The organism is Bradyrhizobium sp. 139 (genome assembly GCF_023074175.1).
In the GTDB taxonomy this organism is placed as follows: Bacteria; Pseudomonadota; Alphaproteobacteria; order Rhizobiales; family Xanthobacteraceae; genus Bradyrhizobium.
The window spans coordinates 1-26343 of the sequence record NZ_JADPKS010000107.1 but is presented as its reverse complement, the minus strand read 5'-3'; the positions used below and the strand labels follow the sequence as shown (position 1 = coordinate 26343).

General features: G+C 64.1%; 25 protein-coding genes and 1 pseudogene. 16 read left to right on the top strand and 10 right to left on the bottom strand.

Annotated features, from left to right (window positions below):
- The first annotated feature begins 48 nt into the window (after positions 1–48).
- From IVA80_RS24125 to IVA80_RS24075, 11 genes and pseudogenes are all read left to right on the top strand, one after another.
- Entirely contained in the window at positions 49–996 is a 948-nt protein-coding gene (locus tag IVA80_RS24125) for a sugar ABC transporter permease (protein ID WP_247436252.1), read from the top strand.
- A gap of 2 nt (positions 997–998) precedes the next feature.
- Positions 999–1874, top strand: coding sequence for a carbohydrate ABC transporter permease (locus IVA80_RS24120; protein WP_247436249.1), 876 nt, complete (start codon positions 999–1001; stop codon positions 1872–1874).
- Between the two features lie 90 nt (positions 1875–1964).
- Positions 1965–2951, top strand: coding sequence for a D-erythronate dehydrogenase (gene denD, locus IVA80_RS24115; RefSeq protein WP_247436246.1), 987 nt, complete (start codon positions 1965–1967; stop codon positions 2949–2951).
- 23 nt (positions 2952–2974) lie between these two features.
- Positions 2975–3961 (top strand): sugar kinase, encoded by a 987-nt coding sequence (locus IVA80_RS24110; protein WP_247436243.1) that lies wholly within the window; start codon positions 2975–2977, stop codon positions 3959–3961.
- 22 nt (positions 3962–3983) lie between these two features.
- Positions 3984–4634, top strand: a complete 651-nt coding sequence (gene eda / locus IVA80_RS24105; protein WP_247436239.1) for a bifunctional 4-hydroxy-2-oxoglutarate aldolase/2-dehydro-3-deoxy-phosphogluconate aldolase — start codon at positions 3984–3986, stop codon at positions 4632–4634.
- Between the two features lie 59 nt (positions 4635–4693).
- Complete coding sequence (locus IVA80_RS24100) at positions 4694–5863, top strand: acetyl-CoA acetyltransferase (protein WP_247436236.1); 1170 nt, start codon at positions 4694–4696, stop codon at positions 5861–5863.
- A 104-nt stretch (positions 5864–5967) separates the two neighbouring features.
- On the top strand, positions 5968–6174 hold the full coding sequence (locus IVA80_RS24095; RefSeq protein ID WP_247436233.1) for a hypothetical protein: 207 nt from the start codon (positions 5968–5970) through the stop codon (positions 6172–6174).
- A 229-nt stretch (positions 6175–6403) separates the two neighbouring features.
- Positions 6404–7540 (top strand): thiolase family protein, encoded by a 1137-nt coding sequence (locus IVA80_RS24090; protein ID WP_247436230.1) that lies wholly within the window; start codon positions 6404–6406, stop codon positions 7538–7540.
- Positions 7537–7893: pseudogene (locus IVA80_RS24085) on the top strand (OB-fold domain-containing protein); the annotation flags it as partial. The gene IVA80_RS24090 and the pseudogene IVA80_RS24085, both read left to right, overlap by 4 nt.
- A 510-nt stretch (positions 7894–8403) precedes the next feature.
- Positions 8404–8931 carry a carboxymuconolactone decarboxylase family protein gene (locus tag IVA80_RS24080; RefSeq protein ID WP_247436227.1) on the top strand — a complete coding sequence of 176 codons (528 nt, stop codon included), beginning with the start codon at positions 8404–8406 and terminating at the stop codon, positions 8929–8931.
- Positions 8932–8955: 24 nt separating this feature from the next.
- Positions 8956–9258 carry a nucleoside triphosphate pyrophosphohydrolase family protein gene (locus tag IVA80_RS24075; protein WP_247436224.1) on the top strand — a complete coding sequence of 101 codons (303 nt, stop codon included), beginning with the start codon at positions 8956–8958 and terminating at the stop codon, positions 9256–9258.
- A gap of 284 nt (positions 9259–9542) precedes the next feature.
- Here the strand turns inward: IVA80_RS24075 and glsA are convergent, their stop codons facing one another.
- From glsA to IVA80_RS24055, 4 genes are all read right to left on the bottom strand, one after another.
- Entirely contained in the window at positions 9543–11390 is a 1848-nt protein-coding gene (glsA, locus tag IVA80_RS24070; protein WP_247436221.1) for a glutaminase A, read from the bottom strand.
- Between the two features lie 22 nt (positions 11391–11412).
- Positions 11413–13488, bottom strand: coding sequence for a TRAP transporter permease (locus IVA80_RS24065; protein WP_247436218.1), 2076 nt, complete (start codon positions 13486–13488; stop codon positions 11413–11415).
- A gap of 241 nt (positions 13489–13729) precedes the next feature.
- Complete coding sequence (locus tag IVA80_RS24060) at positions 13730–14896, bottom strand: TAXI family TRAP transporter solute-binding subunit (protein ID WP_247436214.1); 1167 nt, start codon at positions 14894–14896, stop codon at positions 13730–13732.
- Positions 14897–15044: 148 nt separating this feature from the next.
- Positions 15045–15266, bottom strand: coding sequence for an acetyl-CoA carboxylase biotin carboxyl carrier protein subunit (locus IVA80_RS24055; protein WP_247437068.1), 222 nt, complete (start codon positions 15264–15266; stop codon positions 15045–15047).
- A gap of 94 nt (positions 15267–15360) precedes the next feature.
- Between IVA80_RS24055 and IVA80_RS24050 the strand changes: the two genes are divergently transcribed.
- The 3 genes from IVA80_RS24050 (at position 15361) to IVA80_RS24040 (ending at position 18585) form a co-directional block, all read left to right on the top strand.
- Positions 15361–16335, top strand: a complete 975-nt coding sequence (locus IVA80_RS24050) for a helix-turn-helix domain-containing protein (RefSeq protein ID WP_247436209.1) — start codon at positions 15361–15363, stop codon at positions 16333–16335.
- Complete coding sequence (locus tag IVA80_RS24045; protein WP_247436206.1) at positions 16265–17824, top strand: carboxyl transferase domain-containing protein; 1560 nt, start codon at positions 16265–16267, stop codon at positions 17822–17824. Before IVA80_RS24050 ends, IVA80_RS24045 begins: the two co-directional genes overlap by 71 nt.
- Before the next feature lie 218 nt (positions 17825–18042).
- Positions 18043–18585 carry a hypothetical protein gene (locus IVA80_RS24040; protein ID WP_247436203.1) on the top strand — a complete coding sequence of 181 codons (543 nt, stop codon included), beginning with the start codon at positions 18043–18045 and terminating at the stop codon, positions 18583–18585.
- Positions 18586–18612: 27 nt separating this feature from the next.
- Here the strand turns inward: IVA80_RS24040 and IVA80_RS24035 are convergent, their stop codons facing one another.
- The 5 genes from IVA80_RS24035 to IVA80_RS24015 all read right to left on the bottom strand — a co-directional run bounded on the left by IVA80_RS24035 (position 18613) and on the right by IVA80_RS24015 (position 24398).
- The gene (locus IVA80_RS24035; protein ID WP_247436200.1) at positions 18613–20082 is read right to left on the bottom strand and encodes an FAD-binding oxidoreductase; all 1470 of its coding nucleotides are present in this window, start codon (positions 20080–20082) and stop codon (positions 18613–18615) included.
- Between the two features lie 270 nt (positions 20083–20352).
- Positions 20353–20514, bottom strand: coding sequence for an SH3 domain-containing protein (locus IVA80_RS24030; RefSeq protein ID WP_247436197.1), 162 nt, complete (start codon positions 20512–20514; stop codon positions 20353–20355).
- Between the two features lie 372 nt (positions 20515–20886).
- Positions 20887–22176, bottom strand: coding sequence for an MFS transporter (locus IVA80_RS24025; RefSeq protein WP_247436194.1), 1290 nt, complete (start codon positions 22174–22176; stop codon positions 20887–20889).
- A gap of 114 nt (positions 22177–22290) precedes the next feature.
- Positions 22291–23487 carry an acetyl-CoA C-acyltransferase gene (locus IVA80_RS24020; protein ID WP_247436190.1) on the bottom strand — a complete coding sequence of 399 codons (1197 nt, stop codon included), beginning with the start codon at positions 23485–23487 and terminating at the stop codon, positions 22291–22293.
- Positions 23488–23627: 140 nt separating this feature from the next.
- A complete protein-coding gene (locus tag IVA80_RS24015) occupies positions 23628–24398 on the bottom strand; it encodes an enoyl-CoA hydratase (protein WP_247436187.1) in 771 nt (256 codons plus the stop codon).
- Between the two features lie 159 nt (positions 24399–24557).
- On the opposite strand from IVA80_RS24015, the gene IVA80_RS24010 reads away from it, so the two are divergent.
- Together IVA80_RS24010 and IVA80_RS24005 are read left to right on the top strand one after the other, a co-directional pair.
- Positions 24558–25091: a PaaI family thioesterase gene (locus tag IVA80_RS24010; protein WP_247436185.1), complete on the top strand. Its 534-nt coding sequence runs from the start codon at positions 24558–24560 to the stop codon at positions 25089–25091.
- A 64-nt stretch (positions 25092–25155) separates the two neighbouring features.
- On the top strand, positions 25156–25776 hold the full coding sequence (locus IVA80_RS24005; RefSeq protein ID WP_247436182.1) for a TetR/AcrR family transcriptional regulator: 621 nt from the start codon (positions 25156–25158) through the stop codon (positions 25774–25776).
- A gap of 28 nt (positions 25777–25804) precedes the next feature.
- Here IVA80_RS24005 and IVA80_RS24000 read toward each other — a convergent pair.
- On the bottom strand, positions 25805–26343 hold a 539-nt coding region (locus tag IVA80_RS24000; RefSeq protein WP_247436179.1), incomplete at its 5' end, for an IS630 family transposase.

Genomic DNA, 26343 nt, shown 5'->3' with positions numbered 1-26343 from the left:
GCGTCCGGTTCGCCGGACGCCGCGACTCTTCGTCGAGGGGAATCCGACATGGCAGTTATGGCCGAGTCCGTTGCCGCGCAGGTCAAGCGCAGCAGCCTGTGGACCAGAGCATTCGAGAGCCGGAATTTTCTCGGCGCGATGTTCATGGTGCCGGCAATCGCCATCCTCATCCTGTTTCTGGCCTATCCCCTGGCGCTGGGGTTCTGGCTCGGCCTGACCGATACCAAGATCGGCGGGGCGGGGCGCTACATCGGCTTCCAGAACTTCGTCTCGCTTGCGAAAGATTCCGTGTTCTGGCTGTCGGTGTTCAACACCATCTTCTACACGGTGACCGCGAGCGTCGTGAAATTCGCCGTCGGACTTTACTTGGCGCTGCTGCTCAACGAACGGCTGCCGTTCAAGTCGATGATCCGCGCCATCGTTCTGTTGCCCTTCGTGGTGCCGACGGTGCTCTCCGCGATCGCGTTCTGGTGGATCTATGACAGCCAGTTCTCGATCATTTCCTGGGTCTTGATCAAGGCCGGCCTGATCACGCGCTATATCGATTTCCTCGGCGATCCCTGGAATGCGCGCTGGTCGGTCGTCGCCGCCAATATCTGGCGCGGCGTGCCGTTCGTGGCGATCACGCTGCTGGCGGGACTTCAGACCATCTCGCCCTCGCTGTATGAGGCCGCCAATCTCGACGGCGCCACCAATCTGCAGCGCTTCCGCCACATCACGCTGCCGATGTTGTCGCCCATCATCGCGGTCGTGATGACGTTCTCGGTGCTGATGACCTTCACCGACTTCCAGCTCATCTACACCATCACGCGGGGCGGGCCGATCAATTCCACGCATCTGATGGCGACGCTATCGTTCCAGCGCGCGATCACCGGCGGCAATCTTGGCGAGGGCGCGGCGATCTCAAACGCGATGATTCCGTTCCTGGTCGCGGCGATTCTGCTCAGCTTCTTCGGACTTCAGCGTTCTCGCTGGCAGCAGGGCGGGAGGGACTGATCATGACCACTGTGGACGACCAAACCGTCGGAATGTCCTATTTGGAAAGCCTGCCGCGGCGGTTTCTCCGCGTCTATCTCCCGCTTGGCCTGATCGTATTTTTCCTGCTGTTCCCGTTCTATTGGATGGCGGTTGCGACCTTCAAGCCGGACGCGGAGATGTACGACTACGAGAGATACAATCCGTTCTGGATCGTGCATCCGACCCTGGAGCACATCAAGAAGCTGTTCTTCGACACCGACTATCCGCTCTGGATGTGGAATACCGTGATCGTGTCGGTGTCCTCGACCTGCATCTCGCTGTTTGCCAGCGTGTGCGCGGCTTACGCAATCGAGCGGCTGCGCTACAAGGGCTCGCGCTATATCGGCCTTGCGATCTTCCTCGGCTATCTCGTGCCGCCCTCGATCCTGTTCATTCCGCTGGCGGCGATCGTGTTCCAGCTTGGCCTGTTCGACGGCAATCTGGCGCTGATCCTGACCTATCCGACCTTCCTGATCCCGTTCTGCACCTGGCTCTTGATGGGCTATTTCCGCACCATTCCCTATGAGCTGGAGGAGTGTGCGCTGATCGATGGCGCGACGCGGCTCCAGATCCTGACCAAGATCACGCTGCCCCTGTCGCTGCCGGGAGTGATCTCGGCGGGCATTTTCGCCTTCACGTTGTCCTGGAACGAGTTCATCTACGCGCTGACCTTCATCTCCTCGTCCGAGAACAAGACCATCCCGGTCGGCGCCATCACCGAGCTCGTCAATGGCGACGTCTACCATTGGGGCGCGCTGATGGCGGCGGCCCTGACCGGCTCGGTCCCGGTAGTTATCCTTTATTCCTTCTTCGTGGAGTATTATGTGTCGGCGATGACCGGCGCCGTAAAGGAGTAATCGCGGGGCCTGCCTTGAGAGCGCGCCAAGGGAAACCGAAGCGAACGTGCCAAGAGCGGCGCGTTCCGGCCAATAAGAAGGAGTAGGCTCTTGCACATTCTGGTTCTGGGCGCCGCCGGCATGGTCGGCCGCAAATTGTGTGAACGGCTGTTGCGCGACGGCCGGCTCGGCAAGAGCGACATCACCAAGCTGACGATGCATGACGTGGTCGAGCCCAAGACGCCGGAAAAAGCCGGTTTTGCCGTCGAGACCGTCTCCGGCGATTTCGCCGTGCCGGGCGCGGCCGAGAGGCTGATCGCAGGCCGCCCGGACGTGATCTTCCATCTGGCCGCGATCGTTTCCGGCGAAGCCGAACTCGATTTCGACAAGGGCTACCGCATCAATCTCGACGGCACGCGGATGCTGCTGGATGCCATCCGCCTCGCCGGCGGCGGCTACAAGCCGCGCGTGGTCTTCACGTCCTCGATCGCGGTGTTCGGCGCTCCGTTCCCGGAGGCGATCGGCGACGAGTTCTTCCACACGCCGCTTTTGAGCTACGGCACGCAGAAGGCGATTGGCGAACTGCTGCTGGCCGACTATTCGCGCCGCGGCTTCCTCGACGGCATCGGCATCCGCCTGCCGACCATCTGCATCCGGCCCGGCCTGCCCAATAAGGCGGCATCGGGCTTCTTCTCCAACATCCTGCGCGAGCCGCTCGCTGGCAAGGAGATCGTGCTTCCGGTCTCCGAGGACGTCCGCCATTGGCACGCCACGCCGCGCTCCGCCGTCGGATTCCTGCTCCATGCCGGCACCATAGACCTCGCTGCTGTCGGCCCGCGGCGCAACCTGACCATGCCGGGTCTCTCGGCCACGGTGGGCGAGCAAATCGCCGCCCTGAAGCGGGTTGCGGGCGACAAGGTCGCCGCCCGCATCAAGCGGGAGCCGGATCCCTTCATCGTCAGCATCGTCGGCGGCTGGCCGCGTAATTTCAATGCAAAGCGGTCGCTCGAGCTCGGCTTCACCACCGAAGAAAAGACCTTCGACGATATCATCCGCATTCACATCGAAGACGAGCTCGGCGGCAATTTCGTCGCGTGATCTCTGACTGAGCGGGCAAGGTGATGGCGAGCGTTGCTTGCGTCGGCGAATGCATGGTCGAGCTCCGGCAGGCCCAAGGGGGACATTCTGCTGGACAGTCCAGCGGGCAAGGGCAGGGCGGCGGCTTGTACTCGCGCGGTTTCGGCGGCGACACCCTCAACACGGCCGTGTATCTGGCGCGGCTCGAGGTCAAGGTCGACTATCTCACCGCGCTCGGCGATGATGTCTTGAGCGATGAGATGATCGCGGCCTGGAATGCGGAGGGGGTCGGGACCCGCCGCGTCATGCGGCTGCCGGGCAAGCTGCCCGGGCTCTACATGATCCAGACGGATGCGAAGGGCGAGCGCCAGTTCTTCCACTGGCGCGACAGTGCGGCGGCGCGCCTTCTGATGAACCTGCCGGAGACGGACGAGCTCCTCAACTCGCTGATGAGCTACGACATCGTCTATCTCTCGGCAATCACGCTCTCGATCTACGATGCGCCCGGGCGCGAGCGCCTGTTCGCCGCGATCAAGCGCGCGCGCCTGCTCGGCACCCGCTTCGTGTTCGACACCAACTTTCGCGCGCGCGGCTGGCCCGATCGCGACCTCGCGCGCGAGGTCTTTGCCACGGCGTTCGCGACCGCCGACATCGTGCTGACCTCGACCGAGGATCTGCTTGCGCTCTATCCCGGCGAGAGCCACGACCAACTGATGGCGCGCATACCGTCGCCCGAGCTGGTGTTCCGGCTCGCCGAGCCCGTCAGCCTGCTGCGCTTCCCCGGCGGCACCAGCGAGGTCCGCGCCGAACCCATGACCAGGCCCGTGGCCGACACCACTGCCGCTGGCGACAGTTTTGCCGCGGCCTATATCGCCGCCCGGCTCGGCGGTTCCGACCCCGTCGAGGCCGCCCAGGCCGGGCATCGCCTGGCGAGCCTCGTGATCTGCTATCCCGGCGCCATCATTCCGGGCTATGCCATGCCGCCGAAGAAGCGGCACCGACCGGCGACCTCTCGCCAGGCGACCAAGTGAAACGAAGGCCAAGATCCACGAGATGACCACAACTGCCCAACAGAACCACCTCGTCGCGCTGTTCAAGGCAGCGACCGTTATTCCCGTCCTCACCATCGAGCGTATCCAGGATGCTGTGCCGCTGGCGCGCGCGCTGGTCGCCGGCGGCGTCCACACGCTGGAGGTGACCCTGCGCACCCCTGTTGCGATCGAGGCAGCAAGGGCGATGATGGCCGAAGTACCCGAGGCGATCGTCGGCATCGGCACGATTCTCAATCCGGCCGATTTCGCCCGTGTCGAGAAGCTCGGCGTCAAGTTCGGCATCAGCCCGGGCCTGACCCCCGACCTTTTGAAGGCTGCCGCCGACAGCGCCTTGCCGTTCGCGCCGGGCATCGCGACCGCCTCCGAACTGATGATGGCGCTGGCGCACGGCCTCGATGTCGCAAAATTCTTCCCGGCCGAGCAGGCCGGCGGCATCAAGGGCCTGCGCGCGCTCGGCGGTCCGTTCCCGAATGTGCGGTTCTGCCCCACAGGCGGGGTCGGCGAAGCCAATGCGGCGACCTGGCTCGCCGAGCCCAACGTGGTGGCGGTCGGCGGTTCCTGGCTGTGCCCGGCGGCGGAGGTGAGAGCCGGGAACTGGGCCGGCATAACTGCCATCTGCCAGCGCACCCTCAAGGCCCTGAAAGCTGCGTGAAGTCTTGCCATCCCTGCGCTAAGACTTAGCTCAGGTGAGAGATCCCAGGAGAAAAGACCATGACCGCCAGCATCGTCGGATGGGCCCATACGCCGTTCGGCAAGTTCGACACCGAGACCGTCGAAAGCCTCGTCACCCGCGTTGCCAATGAGGCGCTGGCGGATGCCGGCATTTCCGCTTCCGACGTCGACGAGATCGTACTCGGCCACTTCAACGCTGGCTTCTCGCCGCAGGATTTTACCGCCTCGCTGGTGCTCCAGGCCGACCCGAAGCTGCGCTTCAAGCCGACGACCCGGGTCGAGAACGCCTGCGCCACGGGTTCGGCCGCCGTGCATCAGGGTGTTCGCGCGATCGCCGCAGGCGCGGCCAAGATCGTGCTGGTCGTCGGCGTCGAGCAGATGACGCGCACGCCGGGGCCTGAGATCGGCAAGAACCTGCTCAAGGCCTCATACCTGCCCGAGGACGGCGACACCGTCGGCGGCTTTGCCGGCGTGTTCGGCAAGATCGCAAGCTCCTACTTCCAGAAATACGGCGATCAGTCCGATGCGCTGGCGCTGATTGCGGCCAAGAACCACAAGAACGGCGTTGCGAACCCCTTCGCCCAGATGCGCAAGGATTTCGGCTTCGAGTTCTGCCGCGCCGAGAGCGAGAAGAACCCTTACGTCGCGGGTCCGCTGAAGCGCACCGACTGCTCGCTGGTTTCCGACGGCGCTGCGGCGCTGGTGCTGGCCGATGCCGAGACCGCCAAGGGCATGAGCAAGTCGATCGGCTTCCGCGCCACTGCGCATGCCCAGGACTTCCTGCCGATGTCGAAGCGCGACATCCTCCAGTTCGAGGGCTGCACGGTCGCCTGGCAGCGCGCGCTGGAGAAGGCGGGTGTTGCGCTCAGCGATCTCTCCTTTGTCGAAACCCATGACTGCTTCACGGTCGCCGAGCTGATCGAATATGAAGCGATGGGCCTGACCCCGAAGGGGCAGGGCGCCCGCGCCATCAAGGAAGGCTGGACCCTCAAGGACGGCAAGCTGCCGATCAATCCGTCCGGCGGCCTGAAGGCCAAGGGCCATCCGATCGGCGCCACCGGCGTGTCCATGCACGTGATGACTGCGATGCAGCTCGCTGGGCAAGCGCCCGAGGGCATGCAGATCAAGAATGCCAAGCTCGGCGGCATCTTCAACATGGGCGGCGCCGCCGTCGCGAACTACGTCTCCGTGCTGGAGCCGCTGAAATAGATTTGATTCTTGTAGGATGGCCAAAGGCGCACTTGCGCCGTGCCCACCTCTTTTTGCGCTAGATCATGGTGGGCACGCTGCGCTTTGCCCACGGGGAATGCATCATGAGCAATGACTACGAAGACTCGCTGTCGATGGACGAACTCAACGACCGCATCGCAATCCTCGAAGACAATATCCGGCAGCTCATCGAGCAGGCTGCCGCCGCTTCGGGCGAGCGGAACGAGGCGCGTATCGCCGACCGCATCAATCAGCAGAATGACGAGCTCGATCGGCTGTTGAAGGTCCGCGAATCCCGCCTGAAGAAATAGCAGCAGCTTCGCCATGCAGCGCATGCGGCCATACGCCCGCCGCCCTTGCGCGCAGGGTGCCGCTGCATTTAGCTGGACCGAAATCGCGGGCCGCGCCTTGAATCCGCGCAATCGGCCGTGACGCCGTGCTGCGGCTGCTGAAGGACGCCGACGTGCTGGTCTACAACGTCCGCCCGCCCGAGCTCGCGCCTAACGGCGCGCCCCGGAACGACAGCGGAGAGGTGACACCATGAGCTTCATCACCGGCGTTGGCCTCACGCCTTATGGCAAGCATGAAGGCTCGTCATCGCTCGACCTGATGAGCAAGGCAGCCCAGCTCGCGCTCGATGATGCCGGGCTGAAACGCTCGGACATCGATGGCATCCTCTGCGGCTACTCCACCGTCTCGCCGCACATCATGCTGGCAACAGTGTTCGCCGAGCATTTTGGCATCCGCCCGGCTTACGCTCACGCCGTGCAGGTCGGTGGCGCGACGGGGCTCGCGATGACGATGCTGGCGCATCACCTCGTTGTATCAGGCGTCGCGCGTAACGTGCTCGTCGTCGCTGGCGAGAACCGTCTCACCGGGCAGAGCCGCGACGCCTCGATCCAGGCGCTGGCGCAGGTCGGTCATCCCGATTACGAGGTGCCGCTCGGCCCGACCATTCCCGCCTATTACGGCCTCGTCGCCAGCCGCTACATGCACGAATATGGCGTGACCGAAGAGGAGCTCGCCGAGTTCGCGGTGCTGATGCGCGCGCATGCCTGCACCCATCCTGGCGCGCAATTCCACGATCCCATCACGGTCGCAGACGTCATGGCCTCGAAGCCGGTGGCGATTCCGCTCAAGCTGCTGGACTGCTGCCCGGTGTCCGACGGTGGCGCAGCCTTCGTCATCAGCCGCGAGCGGACCGGCGAGGCCGGCGTGCGCATCCGCGGCTGCGCCCAGGCGCATACCCATCAGCATGTCACGGCCGCGCCCGCGTTCAGCGAGCTCGGTGCTGAAATCTCCATCGCCCGCGCCAAGGAGGCCACGGGCCTTGCGATCTCCGACGTGCGCTACGCCGCGATCTACGACAGTTTTACGATCACGCTCGCCATGCTGCTGGAAGACCTCGGCCTTGCCGGCCGCGGCGAGGCCGCAGCCCACGTGTGCGCCGGTCATTTCAGCCGCGACGGCGCGGTGCCGCTTAACACCCATGGCGGCCTGCTCAGCTACGGCCATTGCGGCGTCGGGGGCGCCATAGCGCATCTGGTCGAGGCGCATTTACAGATGACGGAGCGGGCTGCGAATCGGCAGGTGCGCGACGCCTCGATTGCGCTGCTGCACGGCGACGGCGGCGTGCTGTCGTCCCACGTCAGCATGTTTCTGGAGCGGGTGCGATGAGCGAGCGTCTGGCGGACTGGACCAAGGGCGAACAGGCCATCACCTACCAGACCTGCGGCACATGCAGCCATGTGCAATATTTTCACCGCGCCTTCTGCGCGGCCTGCGGCGCGCCCGATCCGCGCGAGCAGCCTGCCAGCGGCAAAGGCAGGGTCTATGCGACTTCGCTGGTCTGCCGCGCCGCCACGCCCGAGACGCGTGCGCACGTGCCCTACAACATCCTGCTGGTCGATTGCGCCGAGGGCTTTCGCATGATGGCGCATGGCGAGAACGATCTCGCCATCGGCGATGAAGTGACCGCGGGCTTCAAGCCCTTTGCCGGAAAGCTGGTGCCGTTTTTCATGAAGAAGAAATTGCGGGATTCGTCATTCGGGGGCGGTCCACGGGACCGAGCCTGGAACGGGAATTCTGGGCTTGGCCTGCTAGGGCCACGCTTTGCGCGGTCCCGGGAGAGCCACCCCGGAATGACGAAAACTCCTATAACTCTTACTAACGCCCGTAGAACAAGATGCTGGCGATGACGAGCATCGCGGTCACCGCAAGCATATGCGCGAGCGCTCCCGAGGCCGCCCCCTTGGTGGCTTCCTTCATGCCGTTTTCTCCCTAGACTTGGGCGTGACTCATCGCTGCGCGCGAGCGCAAACGGCGGCCATATTTTGTTACTCGGAACACCCCATTTCGAGTATCCGCTGCAACGTGTCCCCATGCAGCGAATATCGACTGTGCCAGGGTTGATCAGCAATGCGGCGGCATTTTGACTCGATAATGTTGCTCCTGCGGTGGCGTCAGAATACAGTTTCGTGGAACTTTCGCCGGTAGCGACAAAAAACATCAAAGGCTCAGGGAAAAACTTCAGGTAAATCATGGCCCGCATCAACTACAGCGACCCGTCCAAGGCATCCGACCGCACCCGAGAAATTCTCGACAAGAACCGCAACGCCAACATCTTCCGCATGATGGCGCATTCGCCGAGCTATTTTGAGCAATACTGCCGTCTCGGCGGAGCCATCCGCCACAAGGGCGAGCTCGATCCCATCGTGCGCGAGCTCGCGATCACCCGCACCGGCATTTTGTGCGAGGCGCCGTATGAGATTGTCGCGCACAAGCGCATCGGCAAGAATGTCGGCGTCACCGACGAGCAGAACGAAGCGCTCGAGAACTGGCAGGCCGCAAGCTGTTTCAATGAGGTGCAGCGTGCCGCACTCGCGTTCACCGATGAGATCGTGAAGCTGAACAAGCCGACGGATGCGATCTTCAGGACCATCGCGTCGAAGCTGACGGCTGCCGCGCTGGTCGAACTCCAGCTTTCGGTCGGCTTCTACATCATGACCTCGAAGTTTCTGGAGACTTTTGAGATCGATCTTCAGCCGGTCACGGAAGTGGTGGGCTGATCCGAAGCAGCGCGAGAGATGCCGATGACGATCGATGAATATGCGGCCTGGGCCGCGATGATTGCGAAAGTCGATGAACATCCCTCCAACGAGCGACTGTCCTATCTCGGGCTCGGCCTCGCCGGCGAATCCGGCGAGGTCGCCGAGCACATCAAGAAGCTGTTGCGCGATGGCTGGCTCGACCAGGCGGGCCTCGTCGACGAGCTCGGCGACGTCATCTACTACTGGGCCTGCCTTTGCGCGGCGACTGGCCAGCAGCCGTCGGAGCTGCTCAAGGCAAGCGCGGCCAGGATCAACCGGCGGCTGGGCGAGGCCGCGAGCCGCTGAGGCAGATGCGAGCTGAGGACTATTCACTCCTCCCGTAGCAGCGCTATCGCATATGGCAGCTGAGAGCTTGCCGGACGTGCTCGGCCTGCATGGTTCGAGACGCCCGCTTTGGCGGGCTCCTCACCATGAAGGTCTGATATCTCGCCGCCAAACGCGACCTCATCCTGAGGGCCCGCCGTAGGCGGGCGTCTCGAAGGATAGCCGCAAGCAAGCTGCCCGCCCGCTTTTCTTCATATGCGATAGCCCTGCCTCGCGTAGGGAGAGATGAAGATGGCGGCTGCCGCTCACGTCGACGTCAAAATATCTACCTTCGCGTTGGCGACGATCAGGCGGTCGGCGAGGAGCTGCGCCAGATTGCGCATCACGCGCTCGCTGGCGCGCGGGTGCTGCTTGCGGAAGCGCTCGAAATCCTTCAGCGGCACCTCGAATGCGGTCGCCGCCATGTCTGCGAACACGTCGGCCGAGCGCGTCGGCTCCAGCAGCGCCATCTCGCCGAAGGCCATGCCGGCGGTCAGCGTCGCCAGCCGCACGCCGTCAGGCAGGGTGACATGCACCGCGCCGCTGCGCAGGAAGAACAGGGAATCGGCGGGATCGCCCGTGGTAAGGATCTTGGCGCCGGATTGATAGGTCCTGATCGTGCAGATCGAGGCGAGATCCGTCAGCTCTTCCTCGCCCATGCCGGCAAGCAGCGGCTGTTCGGCAAGCTCGGTGGTTTCGTGGAAATCGATCGAGCCGCCATAGCGATAGACGATCTGGTCTTCGGCCCATTCGATCGCGGTGTCGAGCAGGTAGAAGTCGCGGACGTTCTTCAGCTCCGCTGTCCATTCCCGCAGGCTGTCCCATTCCTTGGAGGCGCGCCTGACGCCTGACAGCACGACGGTCACATTCAGCGCCGCGAGCTCCTCGAACGCTTCGGCGACCAGCCGCGCACCCGCGCGCGTGGTGGAGGTGACGCGGTGCAGATCGAAGATCACGAATTGCGGCCGCGGCCGACCCGCAAGCCGGCGCGAGACATAGTCGACCGCCGACAGCGACAGCGTGCCGACCAGCTCGATGATCCGCACCTCCTGCTCGTGCGCCGCGAGAATATCGCGCTCCTGCGGACGGCGCACGCGCCGCGACGGACTCTTGCCGATGTCGTAGTCGGCGATGACGGCGTTGCGCGCATCGTCACTGCGGTTGAGCATGTGAAGGTCGTAATGCGAGGACAGCGCCTCGCAGACCTTGATGCCGCGCACGCTGTTGCCGTGCTTGTCGAGCTTTGGCGAATAGCTGCCGAGCCCGAGGCGGGCGGGAAGGGCGGCCAGAATCCCGCCGCCGACACCGCTCTTGGCGGGAATGCCGATCCGGTAGATCCATTCGCCGGCATAGTCGTACATGCCCGAGGACGTCATCACCGACAGCGTGCGCGAGATCGCGTAAGGCGTCAGCACCTGCTCGCCCGTGACCGGATTGACGCCGCGGTTGGCGAGCGTTGCCGCCATCACCGCGATATCGCGCGCGGTGACCAGCACCGCGCATTGCCGGAAGTAGACGTCGAGCACGGCAGCGACATTGTCCGAGATCACCGCATTGGTCTTGAGGAGATAGCCGATGGCGCGGTTGCGGTCGCCGGTCTGGCTTTCGGAAGCGTAGACGGCCTCGTCCAGGGCGAGGTCGCGCCCGGCAAAACGACCGAGCGCGAGGCGAATCTGCTCGAAGGCGTCTGCGCCCTTGCTGTCGTAGATCAGCCCGGTGCAGGCGATCGCGCCGGCATTGACCATCGGGTTGAACGGATGGTTTTCGGAATTGAGCCGGATCGAGTTGAACGGATCGCCAGAGGGCTCAACGCCGATCGCGCTCTCGACCCTGTTCGCGCCGAGCAGGTCCAGCGCCAGCGCGAACACGAACGGCTTTGACATTGATTGGATGGTGAAGGGCACCCTGGAGTCGCCGACCTCGTAGACATGGCCGTCCAGGGTCGCGAGGCTGATGCCGAAATGGGCAGGATCGGCCTTGCTCAGCTCGGGAATGTAGTCGGCGACCGCGCCCGAGGTCTCCGCCGAGAATTCGTTGAGGCAATTGTCCAGAAACCGCAGCAAAGGCGGCTTTGAGCGGGTCCAGGCGGTGGCGAGCGGCGAAAGCGGTTTCATCGCCTCTCTTTGTGCAACGCAATCAGGGCACGCGCAACCCGTCCGGCACCATGGTCTGCCGCCGGACCAGAACAAGGGCGAGCAAAACCGTGGGCACGAGGATGGCGAGGCCGAGCAGCGTCACCTGCATCTGCGACAGCGGCATGATGCCGCCGCCGGGGGTGGCCACCACGAACCCGCCGATCACCAGCAGCACGCGGATCGGCCATTCCAGCGCACCGGCGCCGCGGAGATCGCCGACGAAGGGCTGGTAGCCCTGGATGCCGCCGCAGATGAACAGCGTGCCGAACGCCGCAAGCGCCATCAGGCCGAGGCCGGCGAGATAGGGGCTTTCCCCCTGCAGCACCAGCGCCGGATTGAGCACGAAGAAAAACGGAATGAAATAGATGATGCTCCCGACCCACATCGATTCCCAGCCCGTCTTCATCGCAGGCGAGCCGGCAATGCCTGCGGCTGCGAATGAAGCAATCGCGACCGGCGGGGTGATAGACGACAGCATGCCCCAGTAGAAGATGAACATGTGCACGGCCATCTTGTTCAACCCGAGCTTCTCCAGCGCGGGCGCGACCAGGATGGCGAGGAAGATGTAGCAAGCCGTCGTGGTCAGGCCGAGGCCGAGGATCAGGCTGGTGAGGGCGCACATGCCGAGCAGCAAGAACGGATTGTCGCCGGCGATGCGCAGCAGGTCGTTGGCGAGGCTCGACACCACGCCGGTCATCGAGAAGGCGCCGATCAGCAGGCCGCAGCCGGCGAGGATGCCGACGAGCTCGACGAAGGTGCGGCCATTGACCTCGAGGAATTTGCCGATGGTCGCGACAGTCCAACGTGTGTCCTTCGAGAACAGCTGGTTGAGCACGAGCAGCAGCGCGGTGGCATAGAACGGCGCATGGCTTTCGCGCTTGAAGTAGAGCAGCATCACGATCAGGAGCGCGATGACGAAGACGTAGTACCAGCCGTCCCGGATCGTATCCATGACCCGCGGCAGCTCTGCGCGCGGGATGCCTTTCAGCCCGTGTCTTGCGGCATAGGAATCGACCTGCATGAACAGCCCGATGTAATAGAGCGCGGCGGGAATGATGGCGGCAAGCGCGACGTCGGCGTAGCTGACATTGAGGAACTGTGCGATTACGAAGGCGGTCGCGCCCATCACCGGCGGCGCCAGCACCGCGCCGGTCGAGGCACAGGCTTCGATCGCGCCGGCATAGGAGGCGCGAAAACCACTCTTCTTCATCACCGGGATGGTCATGGTGCCGGCAGTGAGCACGTTGGAGATGATCGAGCCCGACATCATGCCGAGCAGGCCGCTGGCAAAGATGCAGACTTTCGCCGCGCCGCCGCGGAACGTGCCGCACAGCGCGAAGGCGAGGTTGATGAAGAACTTTCCGGCGCCGGTCATCATCAGCGCGGTGCCGAACACCAGGAAGCCGATCACGGTGTCGGCAAACGCCTGGATGGGAATGCCGAGCAGGCTCTCGCCCGACAGCACGTGATAGGCGGTCGCCTGCTCCAGCGTCGATTGCGTGCCGCGGAACGGCCCGAGCCAGCCGGACTCTGCGAACAGCGGATAGACCGTGAATGGGAGCACGCTCAGTAGCAGGCTCCAGCCGCCGGTACGGCGCAGCGCCTCCATCAGCATCACCCACATCACGAGGCCGGCGGCGATGACGCTGTTCGGCGCGCCGCCGAATTCCCAGCCGGCCTCCGCGGCCTTGCGCACGTTCGACATCAGCAGCAGCGCGGCGGCAAAGGTCACGACGAAGCAGAGAAGGTCATACCGGGGAATGCGGTCGAGCGGCGCGCGCGTGGTTCCCGGGAAGATCAGGAACGTGAAGGGCAGCATCAGCGCGATCAGGAGATAGAAGTACTCCGTGTTGAGCTGGGTGTAGCCGACGAAGAAGCGCAGCGAGAATTGCTGGTTGATGCAGAGCAGGATCGTCGCGGCCGTCGCAGCCACCAGCGTCCAGCGCCAGGCGCCGCGCAACGTGCGGACGCGCGTGACTTCCGCTTCCTGCATGTTGGCGGCGGCACCATGGGGATCGTCGAATACGATCCGCTTGGCCTCGTGCTGCGGGGCGGTGGAGACTGAAGCAGACGACATGATCGACCCCGCGCGTAGGCTGCTAGGCGCTGATTAAAGCGAATGACTGCTGGTTGAATCCAATGCGGCCGCGGGCTCGCTTAACCTCTCCCGCTTGCGGGAGAGGTCGGCGCGAAGCGCCGGGTGAGGGCTCTCACCGCTGGGGGAATCCCACCGTGGAGAGACCCTCACCCCAACCCTCTCCCGCAAGCGGGAGAGGGGGCGCACTGCCGTCCGGGTAACAATCAATTCCATCGAAAAATTAGTCCTCGAACCCGTTCGGCATGTCGGCTTTCGTGAGCGCAGCCGCGCGCGCCTTCATCCAGCCGTCGAGGAATGCCTTGTCATCCGCAGGCGGGTTGGATTTGCCGTAGTCGGCCCACGCGGCGCCAAGCACCTCTTGCCGCTTGATCAGCTTGTTGTTGTGCGCGTCCTGCGCGTCGCTCCATTGCCCGGCTTCCTTCATCGCCTTCACCGCACCGGGGTGCACCGGCACCACCCAGTTCTTGGTCTGCCGGTCGGCGCCAAGGCCGCCGGCGCCGGGCGCGGAGTCCTTGTAGGCGTCGTAATTCACGATCATCGCCTTGGTCATCGCATAAACCTGATCGGCCGGCTGCGAGGCGTAGGCGACGAAGATCGGGTAGGGATAGTTGCCGAGCTCGATCGGCTTGTCCGGCGAGATGCCGGCGCCGCAGGTGGCAGTCTGCGGGAAGAAGAACGAGCCGACCTTCTGCATCCGTGCCCAGCCTTCCTTGTCCTTGGCGGGCAGTGGTGGCCAGACCAGACCGCGCGGCGAGGTCTCGGCTTCCTTGGCGGGGCCGGTGATGGTGGTGCCGAAGGCGGCGTCGGTGTCGTTGTTGATCAGGCCCTTCCACATCGCGCCGTAGCTTGCGAACTCGACGACCTTGACGTCCTTCTGCGTCAACCCCGCGAAGGCGAGCACCGCGAGTGAGTTCTGGTTGAGCGCGGGCGAGCCGACGACGAAGCCGACGCGCTTGCCCTTGAGGTCCTTGAGCTCCTTCACGCCGGCATCGGCAGCAACGCCGAGCGTGCCGCAATTGCAATCGACCGACGAGAGCAGGATCTGAAGCGGCTGCGGACCCCATTCCCGGGAGCCGAACTCGAACACGCCTTCCTGCGCGAAATAGGAGCCGGATCCCATTGCCGATGCGGCGGCACGCTTGGCGCGCAGCGGCGCCAGACGCGCGACGTCGTTGCCGGCCGGCAGCACGCGCACGTCCGTGCTGTATTTGTCCTTCATCATCTTGCCGACGCCGACCGCGATGTTGAAGCCGGCGGTGCCGGTGTCGTAGGCGGTGAAGGTTAATGTCGCCGGCAGCTTGATGTCTTCGGCGAATGCATAGCGTGTAGACACAAAAGAAATGCCCGCCACCAAGGCAGGCGCAAGCATGATCAGCCCACGAAACATGTTTTCCCTCCTACATTATCCTCGCTTTTGCCGCGAAGATTTTCTTGCTTGAATCGGATCATGTCACCGGGCATCGGCGATGGCAACGCCGTACCGCGAGCGCAGGAATCAGGCTGACAGAATGTCGCGGAAAGTGCGGGTAATGCAGTCAGTTCGCGACGATCGCGATCGCCTGTCCCTCGGCAACGACGTCGTCGAGTTTCACGAGCAGCGACGTGATTGTGCCGCTCGCGGGCGAGGGCACAGGTATCTCCATCTTCATCGCTTCGACGATTACAATTTCATCCCCATCCGCAACGGTTCCTCCAACTTGCACGGGAGTTGCGCAGATGCGTCCCGCAACTTCAGTGACGATCTTTATTTCTGGCATGCCATCGCCTTTTTGTTGTCGTTGCAAAATGCCTGAGGTAGCGTCGTCTGCAAGTGGAATTTAATTCCGCACAGCGGAACAAGTGGTAGGGAACATGGGACGACGTTCAGAGCGGTTGAGTAGGCAAGGTGCGCTCGCCGGCGATGCCGGTGAGGGTGATGTCATCCAGGTGGTGTCGCGCGCGTTTGACGTGTTGCGATGCTTCGAGGGCCACGATAGCAGGCTCGGCAATCTCGAAATTTCAAATCGCTGCGGCCTGCCGCGCTCGACGGTGTCGCGACTCACGCACACGCTGACGCGGATGGGACAGCTCGTCTATCTGCCGCGCGATCAGAAATATCGCATCGGCCCGAGCGCAGTGGCGATGAGCGCCTCGATGATGAAGGGTGCGCAGCTGCGCAGCATGATCCGGCAGCGGCTCCAGGAGATCGCCGAGCAACTGCCGGGCACTGTCGGCTTCGTCGTGCCCGATCGCTTCCATCTCGTCTATCTCCAGTTCGCGCGCTCGGCGACCGCGCTCGGCCTGCACGAGGGCACCGGCAGCCGCATCTCTATGGCCTCGACCGCTGCGGGTGCGGCCTACACCGCGGCGCTGGCGCCCGAGGTCGGCGATGCCTTCATCGCGGACATGGAGCGGGAAGCGCCCGAGGCTGCGAAAATCCTCAAGCCCCGCATCGAGGCCAACCGCGAATTGCTGCGCGAGCGCGGCTATGTCGTGGCCTGCGGTCTGTGGAGCCCGCACATCAACGGGCTCGCGGTGCCGATCTGGTCGCCGCAGTATCAGACCTTCGTGGTGATCACGATCGGTCTTCTGTCGGCGATATATGACGAGCAGCGTCTGCATGCGGAGGTCGCGCCGCTGATGGTGGCGCTCGGCCGCTCGCTCGGCAGCCTGCTCGAGGGCGCGGAAGGCGATGTCTTCAACGCCCGGATCTCGCGTAAACCGGTCGCGATGGCCGTGCTTAACAATAACAAGCCGATCAATTCGGAGGGAGTGGATGAACTGGAAGCCGGAACTCGACGAGCTCGCCCGGCGCGAAGCCTTCGCGCGGGAGATGGGCGGCGTTGACAAGGTCAAGCGTCAGCATGACCAGGGCCGGCTGACTGTTCGGGAGCGTATCGACAGACTGATCGACAGAGGCAGCTTTCACGAGATCGGTGCCGTCTCCGGCATCGGCGAGTACGATACCAGCGGCGAGCTGCAGAAATTGACGCCGGCGAACTGCGTGTTCGGCCGCGCGCGCGTCGACGGCCGCACCGTCGTCGTGGTCGGCGACGACTTTACCGTGCGCGGCGGTTCGGCGGATGCGTCGATCTCGGCCAAGCCCTTGATGGCGGAGGAGATGGCGCATGATTTCCGTCTGCCCATCGTCCGCATCATCGAAGGCTCCGGCGGCGGCGGCTCGGTCAAGACCATCGAGACCAAGGGAGCGGCCAATCTGCCGGGCGGCATCGGCGGCACGCGCTGGTATCGCTTCACGACGGAGAATTTGTCGCGCGTGCCGGTGGTGGCGCTCGGCCTCGGCTCGGTCGCGGGTCTTGGCGCCGCACGCCTTGCCGCCAGCCACTATTCCATCATGACCAAGAAATCCGCGATGTTCGTCGCGGGTCCGCCGGTGGTGAAGGCGCTGGGGCAGGACCTCTCGAAGGAGGAACTCGGCGGCGCCGATATCCAGACCCGCGCCGGCGCGGTCGATCATGCCGTCGAGTCCGAGGAGGAGGCCTTTGCCTGCGCGCGCCGCTTCCTCTCCTATTTGCCGTCGTCGGTCCATGAGCTTCCGCCCACGTTGCCCTGCACCGACAATCCCGACCGCACAGAAGAAGCGCTGATGAACGCGGTGCCGCGCAACCGTAAGCAGGTCTACAAGATGCGGCCGATCATCGAGTCGGTCGTCGACAAGGGCTCGTTCTTCGAGGTCGCAAAGAATTTCGGCAAGCCGATCATCGTCGGGCTGGCGCGGCTCGAGGGCAGGGCGGTGATGCTGCTCGCCAGCGACAGTTTTCACTATGGCGGCTCCTGGACGGCGGATGCCTGCCAGAAGGTGGTGCGCTGGGTCGATTTCGCCGAGACCTTCCATTTGCCGATCGTCTATCTGATGGATTGCCCCGGCTTCATGATCGGCCTCGATGCGGAGAAGGCGGCCACCATCCGCCACGGCGTCCGCGCCATGGCCGCAGTCAACCAGACCACGGTGCCCTGGTGCACCGTGATCCTGCGCAACGCCTTCGGTGTTGCCGGCGTAGTGCATCAGCCGGCCGACCGTTTTTCGATCCGCTACGCCTGGCCGTCAGCCTATTGGGGGTCGCTCCCGCTCGAGGGTGGCATCGAAGCCGCCTACCGCGCCGACATCGACGCGGCCGAGGACGGCGCGGCCAAGCTGAAGGAGATCGAGGATCGCCTCAACAAGCTGCGCTCGCCGTTCCGCTCGGCCGAAAAATTCTGGGTCGAAGAGATCATCGATCCCAGGAAGACGCGGTCGTTGCTGTGCGAGTTCGCGCGGCTGGCGGAGCCGCTGCGAAAAGTGGGGCCGCCGGAGAACATGACGATCAGGCCGTAAGTTCGGCCGTCGCCGCCCGTACTCTTTCATGATCTGTCTCGAGGCCTCGCCGAGGCCGTCAAACATCGCAACGTTCGTCCTGGTTTCCAATCGGGGACATGATCCAGGTTAGGAGCGCACCACGGCAGCCATTTTCCGCCGCTCTTCGGGCGCATTTCGGCCAAATCGATATTGGTTGCTCCTGATCGGGGCAGGACCCTCCAGCTCAGAGTCCTGCAATGATCAAGCAAGTTCTTTCTGCGTGTCTGTTTGTTGCCGTCAGTTCCGTCGCCTCTGAAGCGCGGCCTTATCGCATTCTCCAAGCTTCCGAATGCAACGTCACCATGCCCTGCGACTTCTCGTATTCGCAAACGCGCCGCGAGCGCGCTCCCAGGCATTCGCTACAAGCATATCGCTCGACGCAACTGACAGTGACGGACCCCGGCGCCGCCACGATGACCGCTGCCGGTGGGGATCGCGTGATGGGCGGTCGGCCGGCCGGCTGCCCATCGTCTTTCTGTGGCTGCGGCGCGGCACTGCGTGTGTTCGGCCATTTGGTTCCGGAATTGAATCTCGCGTCCAACTGGCTGCGCTTTCCGCGCACGTCGCCGGCACCGGGAATGGTCGCAGCGCGACGCGGGCATGTCTTCGTTCTGGAGCAGCACCTCGGAGGCGACACGTGGATGGCGTACGACGCCAATTCGGGCGGTCACGCAACGCGAATGCATGCGCGCTCGCTGCGGGGCTACACCGTCGTCAATCCGCGCGGCTCGAAGAGTTGAGAGAATGGCGAGGTTGCCCGGAATCATTCACAGCCGCAGCACCTTGCCGGGATTCATGATGTTCTGCGGATCGAGTGCGCGTTTGATGGTCCGCATGATGTCGAGCTCGGTCTTCGAGCGGTAGTGACCGAGCTCGTCGAGCTTGTCCATGCCGATGCCGTGTTCCGCCGAGATCGAGCCGCCCATGGAGGTGACGAGATCGTTCACGGCCCGCGTGATGGCGGCCGAATATTGGGTCAGCGTCTGCTGATCCATGCCCTCGGGCCCCATGAACGAAAAATGCAGATTGCCGTCGCCGATGTGTCCCAAAGGGCGAATGCTCGGGAGAATGTCGAGCACGGACTTGAGGCCCCGATCGATGAACTCCGGAATCTTGGAGATGGCCACCGACACGTCGTAGCTCAGCCCCGGCCCCTCGGCCCGGGAGGCCTCGGCGACGCTTTCCCGGATGCGCCACATGTTGCGCGATTGCTGTCCCGTGTGCGCGATCACCGCATCGAGCACGCGACCGGCCTTGAGCTGATCGGCGAGAAACTGCTCCAGCTTCTCCGACATGCCCTCAGTCCCGTCGTGGCGTGCCCGCGCGGACGACCATTCAAGCAAGAGATACCATGGCGTGTCCGCCTTGAGAGGGTCCTGGGTGCCGGGGATGTGGCGGAGCACCATGTCGATGGCGCTGCGGCTCATCAGCTCGCAAGAGCCGACATTGTCCGCGGATGCCGCATGCGCTTCGGACAGGATCTCCAGGGCCGCGCGCGGATCGCGGATCGCCAGCCACGCTGTGCAGACGTCCTTCTGCGCAGGCCACAGTTTGAGCACCGCCTTGGTGATGATGCCCAGCGTCCCTTCGGCGCCCATGAAGAGGTGCTTGAGGTCGTAGCCGGTGTTGTCCTTCTTGAGCGCACGCAATCCGTCCCAGACCTCGCCGTTGGCCAGCACGACCTCGAGCCCCAATACGAGATTGCGGGCATTGCCATAACGGAGCACCTGCACGCCGCCGGCGTTTGTCGACAGATTGCCGCCGATCATGCATGAGCCCTGGGCGCCGAGGCTGAGAGGCAGGAACCTGTCGTGATCGGCTGCAGTCTCCTGAAGCGCCTGAAGAACGCAGCCGGCCTCGACCGTCATCGCGTATCCGACGGCATCGACATCCAGCACGCGGTTCATGCGGCCGAGCGACAACACGATGCCGGTGTGCGCGGGCCAGGGCGTGGCCCCACCCATCAGACCGGTGTTGCCACCCTGCGGCACGATCGCGACCCCGTATTCATGGCAAAGCCGGACCACTTTCGAGACTTCCTCGGTGCTGCCTGGACGAACGACGGCGCCGGCAGCGCCAACCAGCAATCCACGCCAGTCGGTCACGAACGGCTGCTTGCCATGTTCGTCTTCGATAAAACCCTTCTCGCCCACGATCGCGCGCAACGCATTGCGCATTGGGGCGGTCAAGGGAGCAGTCGGGATAACGGGTTCGGACGACGGGAAGGCAGCCGGCATTTTGTTTCCCCTGGCGCATCTTGGTGTGCACTGCGCACGTGACGTGCTGAGGGGTATTGTCCACGTTTGGGCCGGGGAGTCTAACGGCAATGTGGCTCGAACCGGGAAGCCGGGAAGAACTCGCTCCGCGGGTGCTCTTCACCGGCGCCGCAGGATGTCAGTTGGGCAAGACTGACGAGCCGCATCGCAACAGCGTAACCCGCCCCGCAAGCGCGGGCCGCGCGCCCAAGCATGTGCAGGACAGACGCGTGCCCGGGTAGCTGCTCCTCGTCATCGCACCGGCGCGAGATCGCGGGTGGCGACGTAGCCAAGTGGCTTGCCTTCGCGCGCAATCAGCGACCAGCCGTTCTTGCTTTCGAGCACGGTGACGGTGGTCTTCGCTGAGAGGCCGCGGACGACGGTTGCACCTGGCGCCGGCTTGATCTGTAACAACGCGCTTTCCATGAGCTGATGGGTGGGCGCTGCCTACAAACTTAGCCGTCGGACAAAACATCGTCTGTCGGGCGAAACACTGTCAAGCTGCAACGAAGATTCGCCTCACCACAATTGGAATTGGCGTATCAGATCGCGTCTCGGCCCGCCGCAAGGAGTGTTTCGCGATCGTCGTGAGGCGGGGGCCGGGAGGCGGCGGCCGCGAGCAACCTTGTGCCCATACCCCGCGTAAGAGTTTATCTCGTGTCCCGGACAAGGCGCGGCATGCAATGACGCGGTGCAGAGCCGGGACACGGGGTTGCACGAGGCCTGCGGGGTCCCATTGAGCAGCGCAGCATCGTAAGCCGCGCTGCGTCAGGGGAAGATACCAGCCTAGGCCGCCACGGCGGCCGGCTTCGGATGCCGCGCGAGCGCCAGCACGATCAACGACGCGAACACGCAGAGCGCGCCCGCGATGAAGAACGCGGGCAGGTAGCTCTCATAGACCGTTCGCGACAGACCGGCGCCGAAGGCGGCGGTGCCTGCGCCGAGCTGATGGCCGGCAAAGATCCAGCCGAACACCAGATTGGCGCGCTCGGGTCCGAATTTCTGCGCGGTGAGCCGCACCGTGGGGGGCACCGTCGCGATCCAGTCGAGGCCGTAGAACATCGCAAAGATCGACAGGCCGTAAAACGAGAAATCGCTAAAGGGCAGGAAGATCAGCGAGAGCCCGCGCAGGCCATAGTACCAGAACAAGAGGTAACGGTTGTCGTAGCGGTCGGACAGCCAGCCCGACATGATGGTGCCGAAGAAATCGAAGATGCCCATCGCCGCCAGCAGGCTCGCGGCCTGCACCTGCGGGATGCCGAAATCGAGGCACATCGGGATCAGGTGAACCTGGACGAGCCCGTTGGTCGACGCGCCGCAGACAAAGAAAGTCGCAAAGAGAATCCAGAACGCGCTCGACTTCGAAGCGTCGCGCAGCGTACCGAGCGCAACGCCGGTGATCGAGCCATGGCTCACGGGCGGGGCGGGCAGGGGCGCCGTGCCCTCGTCGCCGAACGGGCGCAGGCCCACATCGCTCGGCCGGTCGCGCATCACGAGGAGAACCGCCACGGCGGAGACGCCCAGCGCGATGCAGACGAAGCCGAGCGCAAGCCGCCAGCCGAAACGTTCGGTCAGGCTTGCGAGCAGCGGCAGGAATACGAGCTGGCCGGTGGCGACGCTCGCGGTCATGATGCCGACCACGAGCCCGCGCCGCGCCGCGAACCAGCGTGTCGCGATGGTCGCGCCCAGCACCAGCGCGGTCATGCCCGTGCCGATCCCGATCACGACGCCCCACAGCAACACGAGCTGCCAGACTTGCGTCATGCCGAGCGAAGCCACCAGCGCCGATACGACGATGAGCTGCGCGGTCAGCGTGACGTTGCGCAGGCCGTAGCGGTTGAGAAGCGCGGCCGCGAACGGCGCCATCAGCCCGAACAGGATGAAGCGGATCGAGAGCGCGGACGAGATCTCAGCAGTGCTCCAGCCAAACTCCTTTTGCAGGGGAACGATGAATACGCCGGGCGCGCCGACCGTGCCGGCGCTGATCAGCGCGGCGAGGAAAGTCACGCCGACCATCACCCAGCCGTAGTGGATATTGCGGCGAGAAAGCGCTGCCGCGAGCCGGTTCGAGATCATTGGACCTCAATGTTGATTGGCAGGCTTTTGGGAGGCCTGAGCGAGCTTGCAGAATGGCACGGGACGTGTTTGGCGGAAACGACAGAGTTCCCTCATTTTCGGACGTTTCTGGCGTCAGTGCATCAGACGCTCCACTGCGATCGCGGTGGCTTCACCGCCGCCAATGCAGAGTGCCGCAACGCCGCGCTTGAGGTTTTGCGCCTCGAGGGCATGCAGCAGCGTCACGATCAGCCGCGCGCCGGTGGCGCCGATGGGGTGGCCGAGCGCGCAGGCGCCGCCGTTGATGTTCAGTTTCTCTCTGGGAATGCCGAGATCCCGCTGCGCCGCCATCGCCACCACGGCGAAGGCCTCGTTGATCTCGAACAGATCGACGTCACCTGCGCTCCAGCCGACCTTGTCCAGGAGTTTGCGGATCGCCGGGATCGGCGCCGTGGTGAACCACTGCGGCTCCTGGCTGTGGGTGGCGTGGCCCTTGATCTCGGCCAGCGCAGGCAGCCCATTGCGATCGGCGAGCGACCGCTTCGTCAGCACAAGCGCAGCGGCGCCGTCGGCGTTCGCAGAGGAGGCAGCCGGCGTGATGGTGCCATTGGCGCGGAACGCCGGCTTCAATCCGGGGATTTTTGCGGGATCGACCTTCAGCGGATGCTCGTCATTGGCGACGATGCGCGGGCCCGCCTTCTCGGTCAGCGTGATCGGCGCGATCTCGGCCTTGAACGCACCGCCCTCGACCGCCTTGCGGGCGCGGCTCAGCGTCTCCATCGCATAGGCGTCCTGGTCCTTGCGGGTGAACTGATAGGCCTCCGCGGTCGCCTCGCCGAAATCACCCATCGAGCGGCCGGTCTCGTAGGCGTCTTCAAGCCCGTCCATCATCATGTGGTCGATGATGCGGTCATGGCCCGCACGGTAGCCGCCGCGCGCTTTTGCCAAGAGATACGGCGCGTTGCTCATGCTCTCCATGCCGCCGGAGACGACGATGTCGGCCGAGCCTGCGCGGATGATGTCGTGCGCCAGCATGGTCGCCTTCATGCCGGAGCCGCAGACCTTGTTGACCGTGGTCGCGCCGGTGGCATCGGGCAGGCCCGCCGCACGCGCCGCCTGACGCGCCGGCGCCTGGCCCTGGCCGGCCGGCAGCACGCAGCCCATGAAGACCTCGTCGACCTTCTCGGGCGCGAGCCTGGCGCGCTCCAGCGCCGCGCCGATCACATGCGATCCGAGCTTGTGTGCGGGGAGCGGCGACAGCTCGCCCATGAAACGGCCGAGCGGGGTACGGACGGCGGAGACGATGACGACGGGATCGGCGGCTTCGGCCATGGTAGAGCTCCGTAGGATGTCGGTATGTAAGATTATGATCATCATATGATGCGGCGCAAAAAAAGCAATCGCGCCCGGTATGAGAAATTGTCGTGCCTCGGATGAGATTTGGTCGGCCGATCGGAGGAGGCGAATACAGCCTATCGCTTCCGATTCACGAACGCCTGCATCAGCCGCGTCGGCTCCTCCGTCAGGAAGGACTCGCCGAACACTTTGACGCTGAGGTTGACCGACTCCGTCAATGGCAGTTCCTCCCACTGCCGCAGCAGCGCCTTTTGCGAGCGCAGCGCCTCGGGGCCGCATTCGAGCAGTACGTTCACAAGGTGCTCGACCTCGGCATCCAGCCCGCCCTTCGGCGCGATCTTGTCGACCAGTCCCCAGGCCAGCGCCGTCGGTGCGTCGATGTTTTCCGCCGTCATCACCAGCCAGCGCGCGCGGGCCCAGCCGATCAGGCGCGGCAGCAGCGCGGCATGGATCACGGAGGGAATGCCGACGCGGACCTCCGGCATGCCGAAATGCGCATCATGCGCGGCGATCCTGAAATCGCAAGCGGCCGCCACTTCGAGCCCGCCGCCGAGGCACCAGCCGGGCATGCGCGCGATCACGGGGCCGGGGAAGGCGCGCACGGCCTCGCAGAGATCGCGCAGGCGGCTGATGAAGGCTTCGGCCGATGTCTGGTCGAGCTTGGCCATCTCCTTGATGTCGGCGCCGCCGATCATGCTCTTCTCGCTCTGGCCGCGCAGCACCACGACGCGGATGCTGCGATCGGAGGCAAGCTGCTGCAGGCCTTTGCGCACCGCATCGGTGACGGGCGAGCCCAAAATGTTGAGCGGGCCGGCGTTGCAGATCGCGACATGAACGACGCCGCGCGCATCGCGCGTCACGCCGCAGTGATTGTTGAGCATTTCCATCGTGGCATCTCGGAGGTTTCGCGGACATGCGCGAGGTGCGGGGGTCGGGATCAATTCGCTGCCGAAACGCTCTGGTTGTCAAGCAGGCAGAAGAGGGGCAGTTGCCATCGCGAAGCCCGCCGCATAGTATGAGCTACATCATATAAATGGGGGCCGGCCATGACTGACAACGATCAACTCGGCCTGTTTTCGCCCGCGAAGCGCCGCGAGCGCGTGGTGGACTGGCAGGTGCCTGCGCCGGTTGCAAAAGTGGTGATGGGGCTTTCAGGCATGGACGCCATGCTGGGCATCCGCAACGGCCGGCTGCCGCCGCCACCCTTCGCAAAGCTGATCGGCTTCACTATGGCGGTGGTCGAGCCGGGCCGGATCGTCATGGAACTGGAGCCGCGCGAGGACCTCGAAAATACCATCGGCCTCCTGCACGGCGCGACCGCCGCAGCGCTGATCGATACCGCCATGGGATGCGCGATCTCGACCCGGCTGGAGGCCGGGCAGTCGTCCGTGACGCTCGACCTGAAAATGACCTTCCTGCGGCCGCTGTCGGTCCGTTCCGGGCTGATCTCGGCCGAAGGCAGGATCATCAAATTGGGACGCCAGACCAGCTACACCGAGGGTTTCGTGCACGACGGCAAGGGCGCGCTCGCGGTCCATGCAACTGCAATCTTTTCCATGATCGGCAATGTCTTGACGTGAATTAATGCACCGCCCGGGTCATTCCTGTGTTATGAGATGATCTCCGACATTCAATGAGACGCGCATGCGCTATTCCCGGGAACACAAGCAGGAAACTCACGACCGCATCGTGAAGAAGGCTTCCGTGCGGCTGCGCGAAAAAGGCGCCCACGGCATTGGTGTCGCCGACCTCATGAAGGAGGCGGGCCTGACCCATGGCGGCTTCTACGCGCATTTCGACTCGCGCGAAGCGCTGGTGATTGAGGCCTTTGCCTACGCCATGGACCGCTCGATGGAGCACTGGCGCAAGCAGTCCGATCAGGTCGCGCCCGAGAAGCAACTCACCCAGATCGTCGAAACCTATCTTTCGCCCTTACATCGCGATAATCCCGGCCACGGCTGCTCGATTCCGGCGCTGGGTGCGGAGATCTCCCGAGAGAGCCCGAAGACGCGCAAGGCCTTTGCCGGCAAGCTCGACGAGATGATCGAGACGATGGCGGACTACATTCCCGGCCAGCCGCGCAAGGCCGCACGCAAGCAGGCGATTGCGACACTGGCGACGATGGCCGGCACCATGCTGCTGGCGCGCATCGCCGGTTCGAGCGAACTGTCGGACGAGGTGCTGAAGGCCGGCAAGGACAGTGCGCTCGATGGCGCGCGCCGTGAGCCGAAGGTGACGGCGGCGAAGAAGGTGAAGCAGAACTAGACGATCGTTTCCTTGATTCGAATCATATTCAGGCGGCCTCGGCAAGTTTGTAGGACCAGGTATGGATGACCGGATGGCGGTTGACGTCGTCGATGCCAGCCATGATGCGTGCCTTCAGTTCGTGTTTGGAGGTTACACGGATGTGGCGCAACACCGAGCGAGCAAACTTGGAGAAGAAGCCTTCGATCAGGTTGAGCCAGGAGCCGTGCTTGGGGGTGAAGGTGAATTCGAAGCGTCCGACGGGGCAGGCGTTGAGCCATGCTGTGGTTTCTCTCGAGATGTGCGCGGAATGATTGTCGAGGATCAGCTTGATTGCGGTGCCTCTCGGATAAGCGGCATCGAGAAGCTTAAGGAATTCGACAAACTCTCGGCTGCGATGGCGATCCCTCACGAGAGCATGGACCTTGCCGGTCAGCAGATCGATCCCGGCCAACAGACTGAGCGTGCCATGACGTTTGTACTCGTGATCCCGCGCAAAGGTGGCGTGAGCGCCAGGCTCGGGCGGCAAATCCGGCGCCGTGGTTGCGATAGCCTGGATTCCCGGCTTTTCGTCACAGGAGACGATTG

Excerpts from the sequence above, each read along its gene's own strand:
- IVA80_RS24125 (WP_247436252.1), top strand. The coding sequence starts at position 49 with ATGGCAGTTATGGCCGAGTCCGTTGCCGCGCAGGTCAAGCGCAGCAGC.
- IVA80_RS24120 (WP_247436249.1), top strand. The coding sequence starts at position 999 with ATGACCACTGTGGACGACCAAACCGTCGGAATGTCCTATTTGGAAAGC.
- IVA80_RS24110 (WP_247436243.1), top strand. The coding sequence starts at position 2,975 with ATGGCGAGCGTTGCTTGCGTCGGCGAATGCATGGTCGAGCTCCGGCAG.
- eda (WP_247436239.1), top strand. The coding sequence starts at position 3,984 with ATGACCACAACTGCCCAACAGAACCACCTCGTCGCGCTGTTCAAGGCA.
- IVA80_RS24100 (WP_247436236.1), top strand. The coding sequence starts at position 4,694 with ATGACCGCCAGCATCGTCGGATGGGCCCATACGCCGTTCGGCAAGTTC.
- IVA80_RS24095 (WP_247436233.1), top strand. The coding sequence starts at position 5,968 with ATGAGCAATGACTACGAAGACTCGCTGTCGATGGACGAACTCAACGAC.
- IVA80_RS24090 (WP_247436230.1), top strand. The coding sequence starts at position 6,404 with ATGAGCTTCATCACCGGCGTTGGCCTCACGCCTTATGGCAAGCATGAA.
- IVA80_RS24080 (WP_247436227.1), top strand. The coding sequence starts at position 8,404 with ATGGCCCGCATCAACTACAGCGACCCGTCCAAGGCATCCGACCGCACC.
- IVA80_RS24075 (WP_247436224.1), top strand. The coding sequence starts at position 8,956 with ATGACGATCGATGAATATGCGGCCTGGGCCGCGATGATTGCGAAAGTC.
- glsA (WP_247436221.1), bottom strand. The coding sequence starts at position 11,390 with ATGAAACCGCTTTCGCCGCTCGCCACCGCCTGGACCCGCTCAAAGCCG.
- IVA80_RS24065 (WP_247436218.1), bottom strand. The coding sequence starts at position 13,488 with ATGTCGTCTGCTTCAGTCTCCACCGCCCCGCAGCACGAGGCCAAGCGG.
- IVA80_RS24060 (WP_247436214.1), bottom strand. The coding sequence starts at position 14,896 with ATGTTTCGTGGGCTGATCATGCTTGCGCCTGCCTTGGTGGCGGGCATT.
- IVA80_RS24055 (WP_247437068.1), bottom strand. The coding sequence starts at position 15,266 with ATGCCAGAAATAAAGATCGTCACTGAAGTTGCGGGACGCATCTGCGCA.
- IVA80_RS24050 (WP_247436209.1), top strand. The coding sequence starts at position 15,361 with ATGGGACGACGTTCAGAGCGGTTGAGTAGGCAAGGTGCGCTCGCCGGC.
- IVA80_RS24045 (WP_247436206.1), top strand. The coding sequence starts at position 16,265 with ATGAACTGGAAGCCGGAACTCGACGAGCTCGCCCGGCGCGAAGCCTTC.
- IVA80_RS24040 (WP_247436203.1), top strand. The coding sequence starts at position 18,043 with ATGATCAAGCAAGTTCTTTCTGCGTGTCTGTTTGTTGCCGTCAGTTCC.
- IVA80_RS24035 (WP_247436200.1), bottom strand. The coding sequence starts at position 20,082 with ATGCCGGCTGCCTTCCCGTCGTCCGAACCCGTTATCCCGACTGCTCCC.
- IVA80_RS24025 (WP_247436194.1), bottom strand. The coding sequence starts at position 22,176 with ATGATCTCGAACCGGCTCGCGGCAGCGCTTTCTCGCCGCAATATCCAC.
- IVA80_RS24020 (WP_247436190.1), bottom strand. The coding sequence starts at position 23,487 with ATGGCCGAAGCCGCCGATCCCGTCGTCATCGTCTCCGCCGTCCGTACC.
- IVA80_RS24015 (WP_247436187.1), bottom strand. The coding sequence starts at position 24,398 with ATGGAAATGCTCAACAATCACTGCGGCGTGACGCGCGATGCGCGCGGC.
- IVA80_RS24010 (WP_247436185.1), top strand. The coding sequence starts at position 24,558 with ATGACTGACAACGATCAACTCGGCCTGTTTTCGCCCGCGAAGCGCCGC.
- IVA80_RS24005 (WP_247436182.1), top strand. The coding sequence starts at position 25,156 with ATGCGCTATTCCCGGGAACACAAGCAGGAAACTCACGACCGCATCGTG.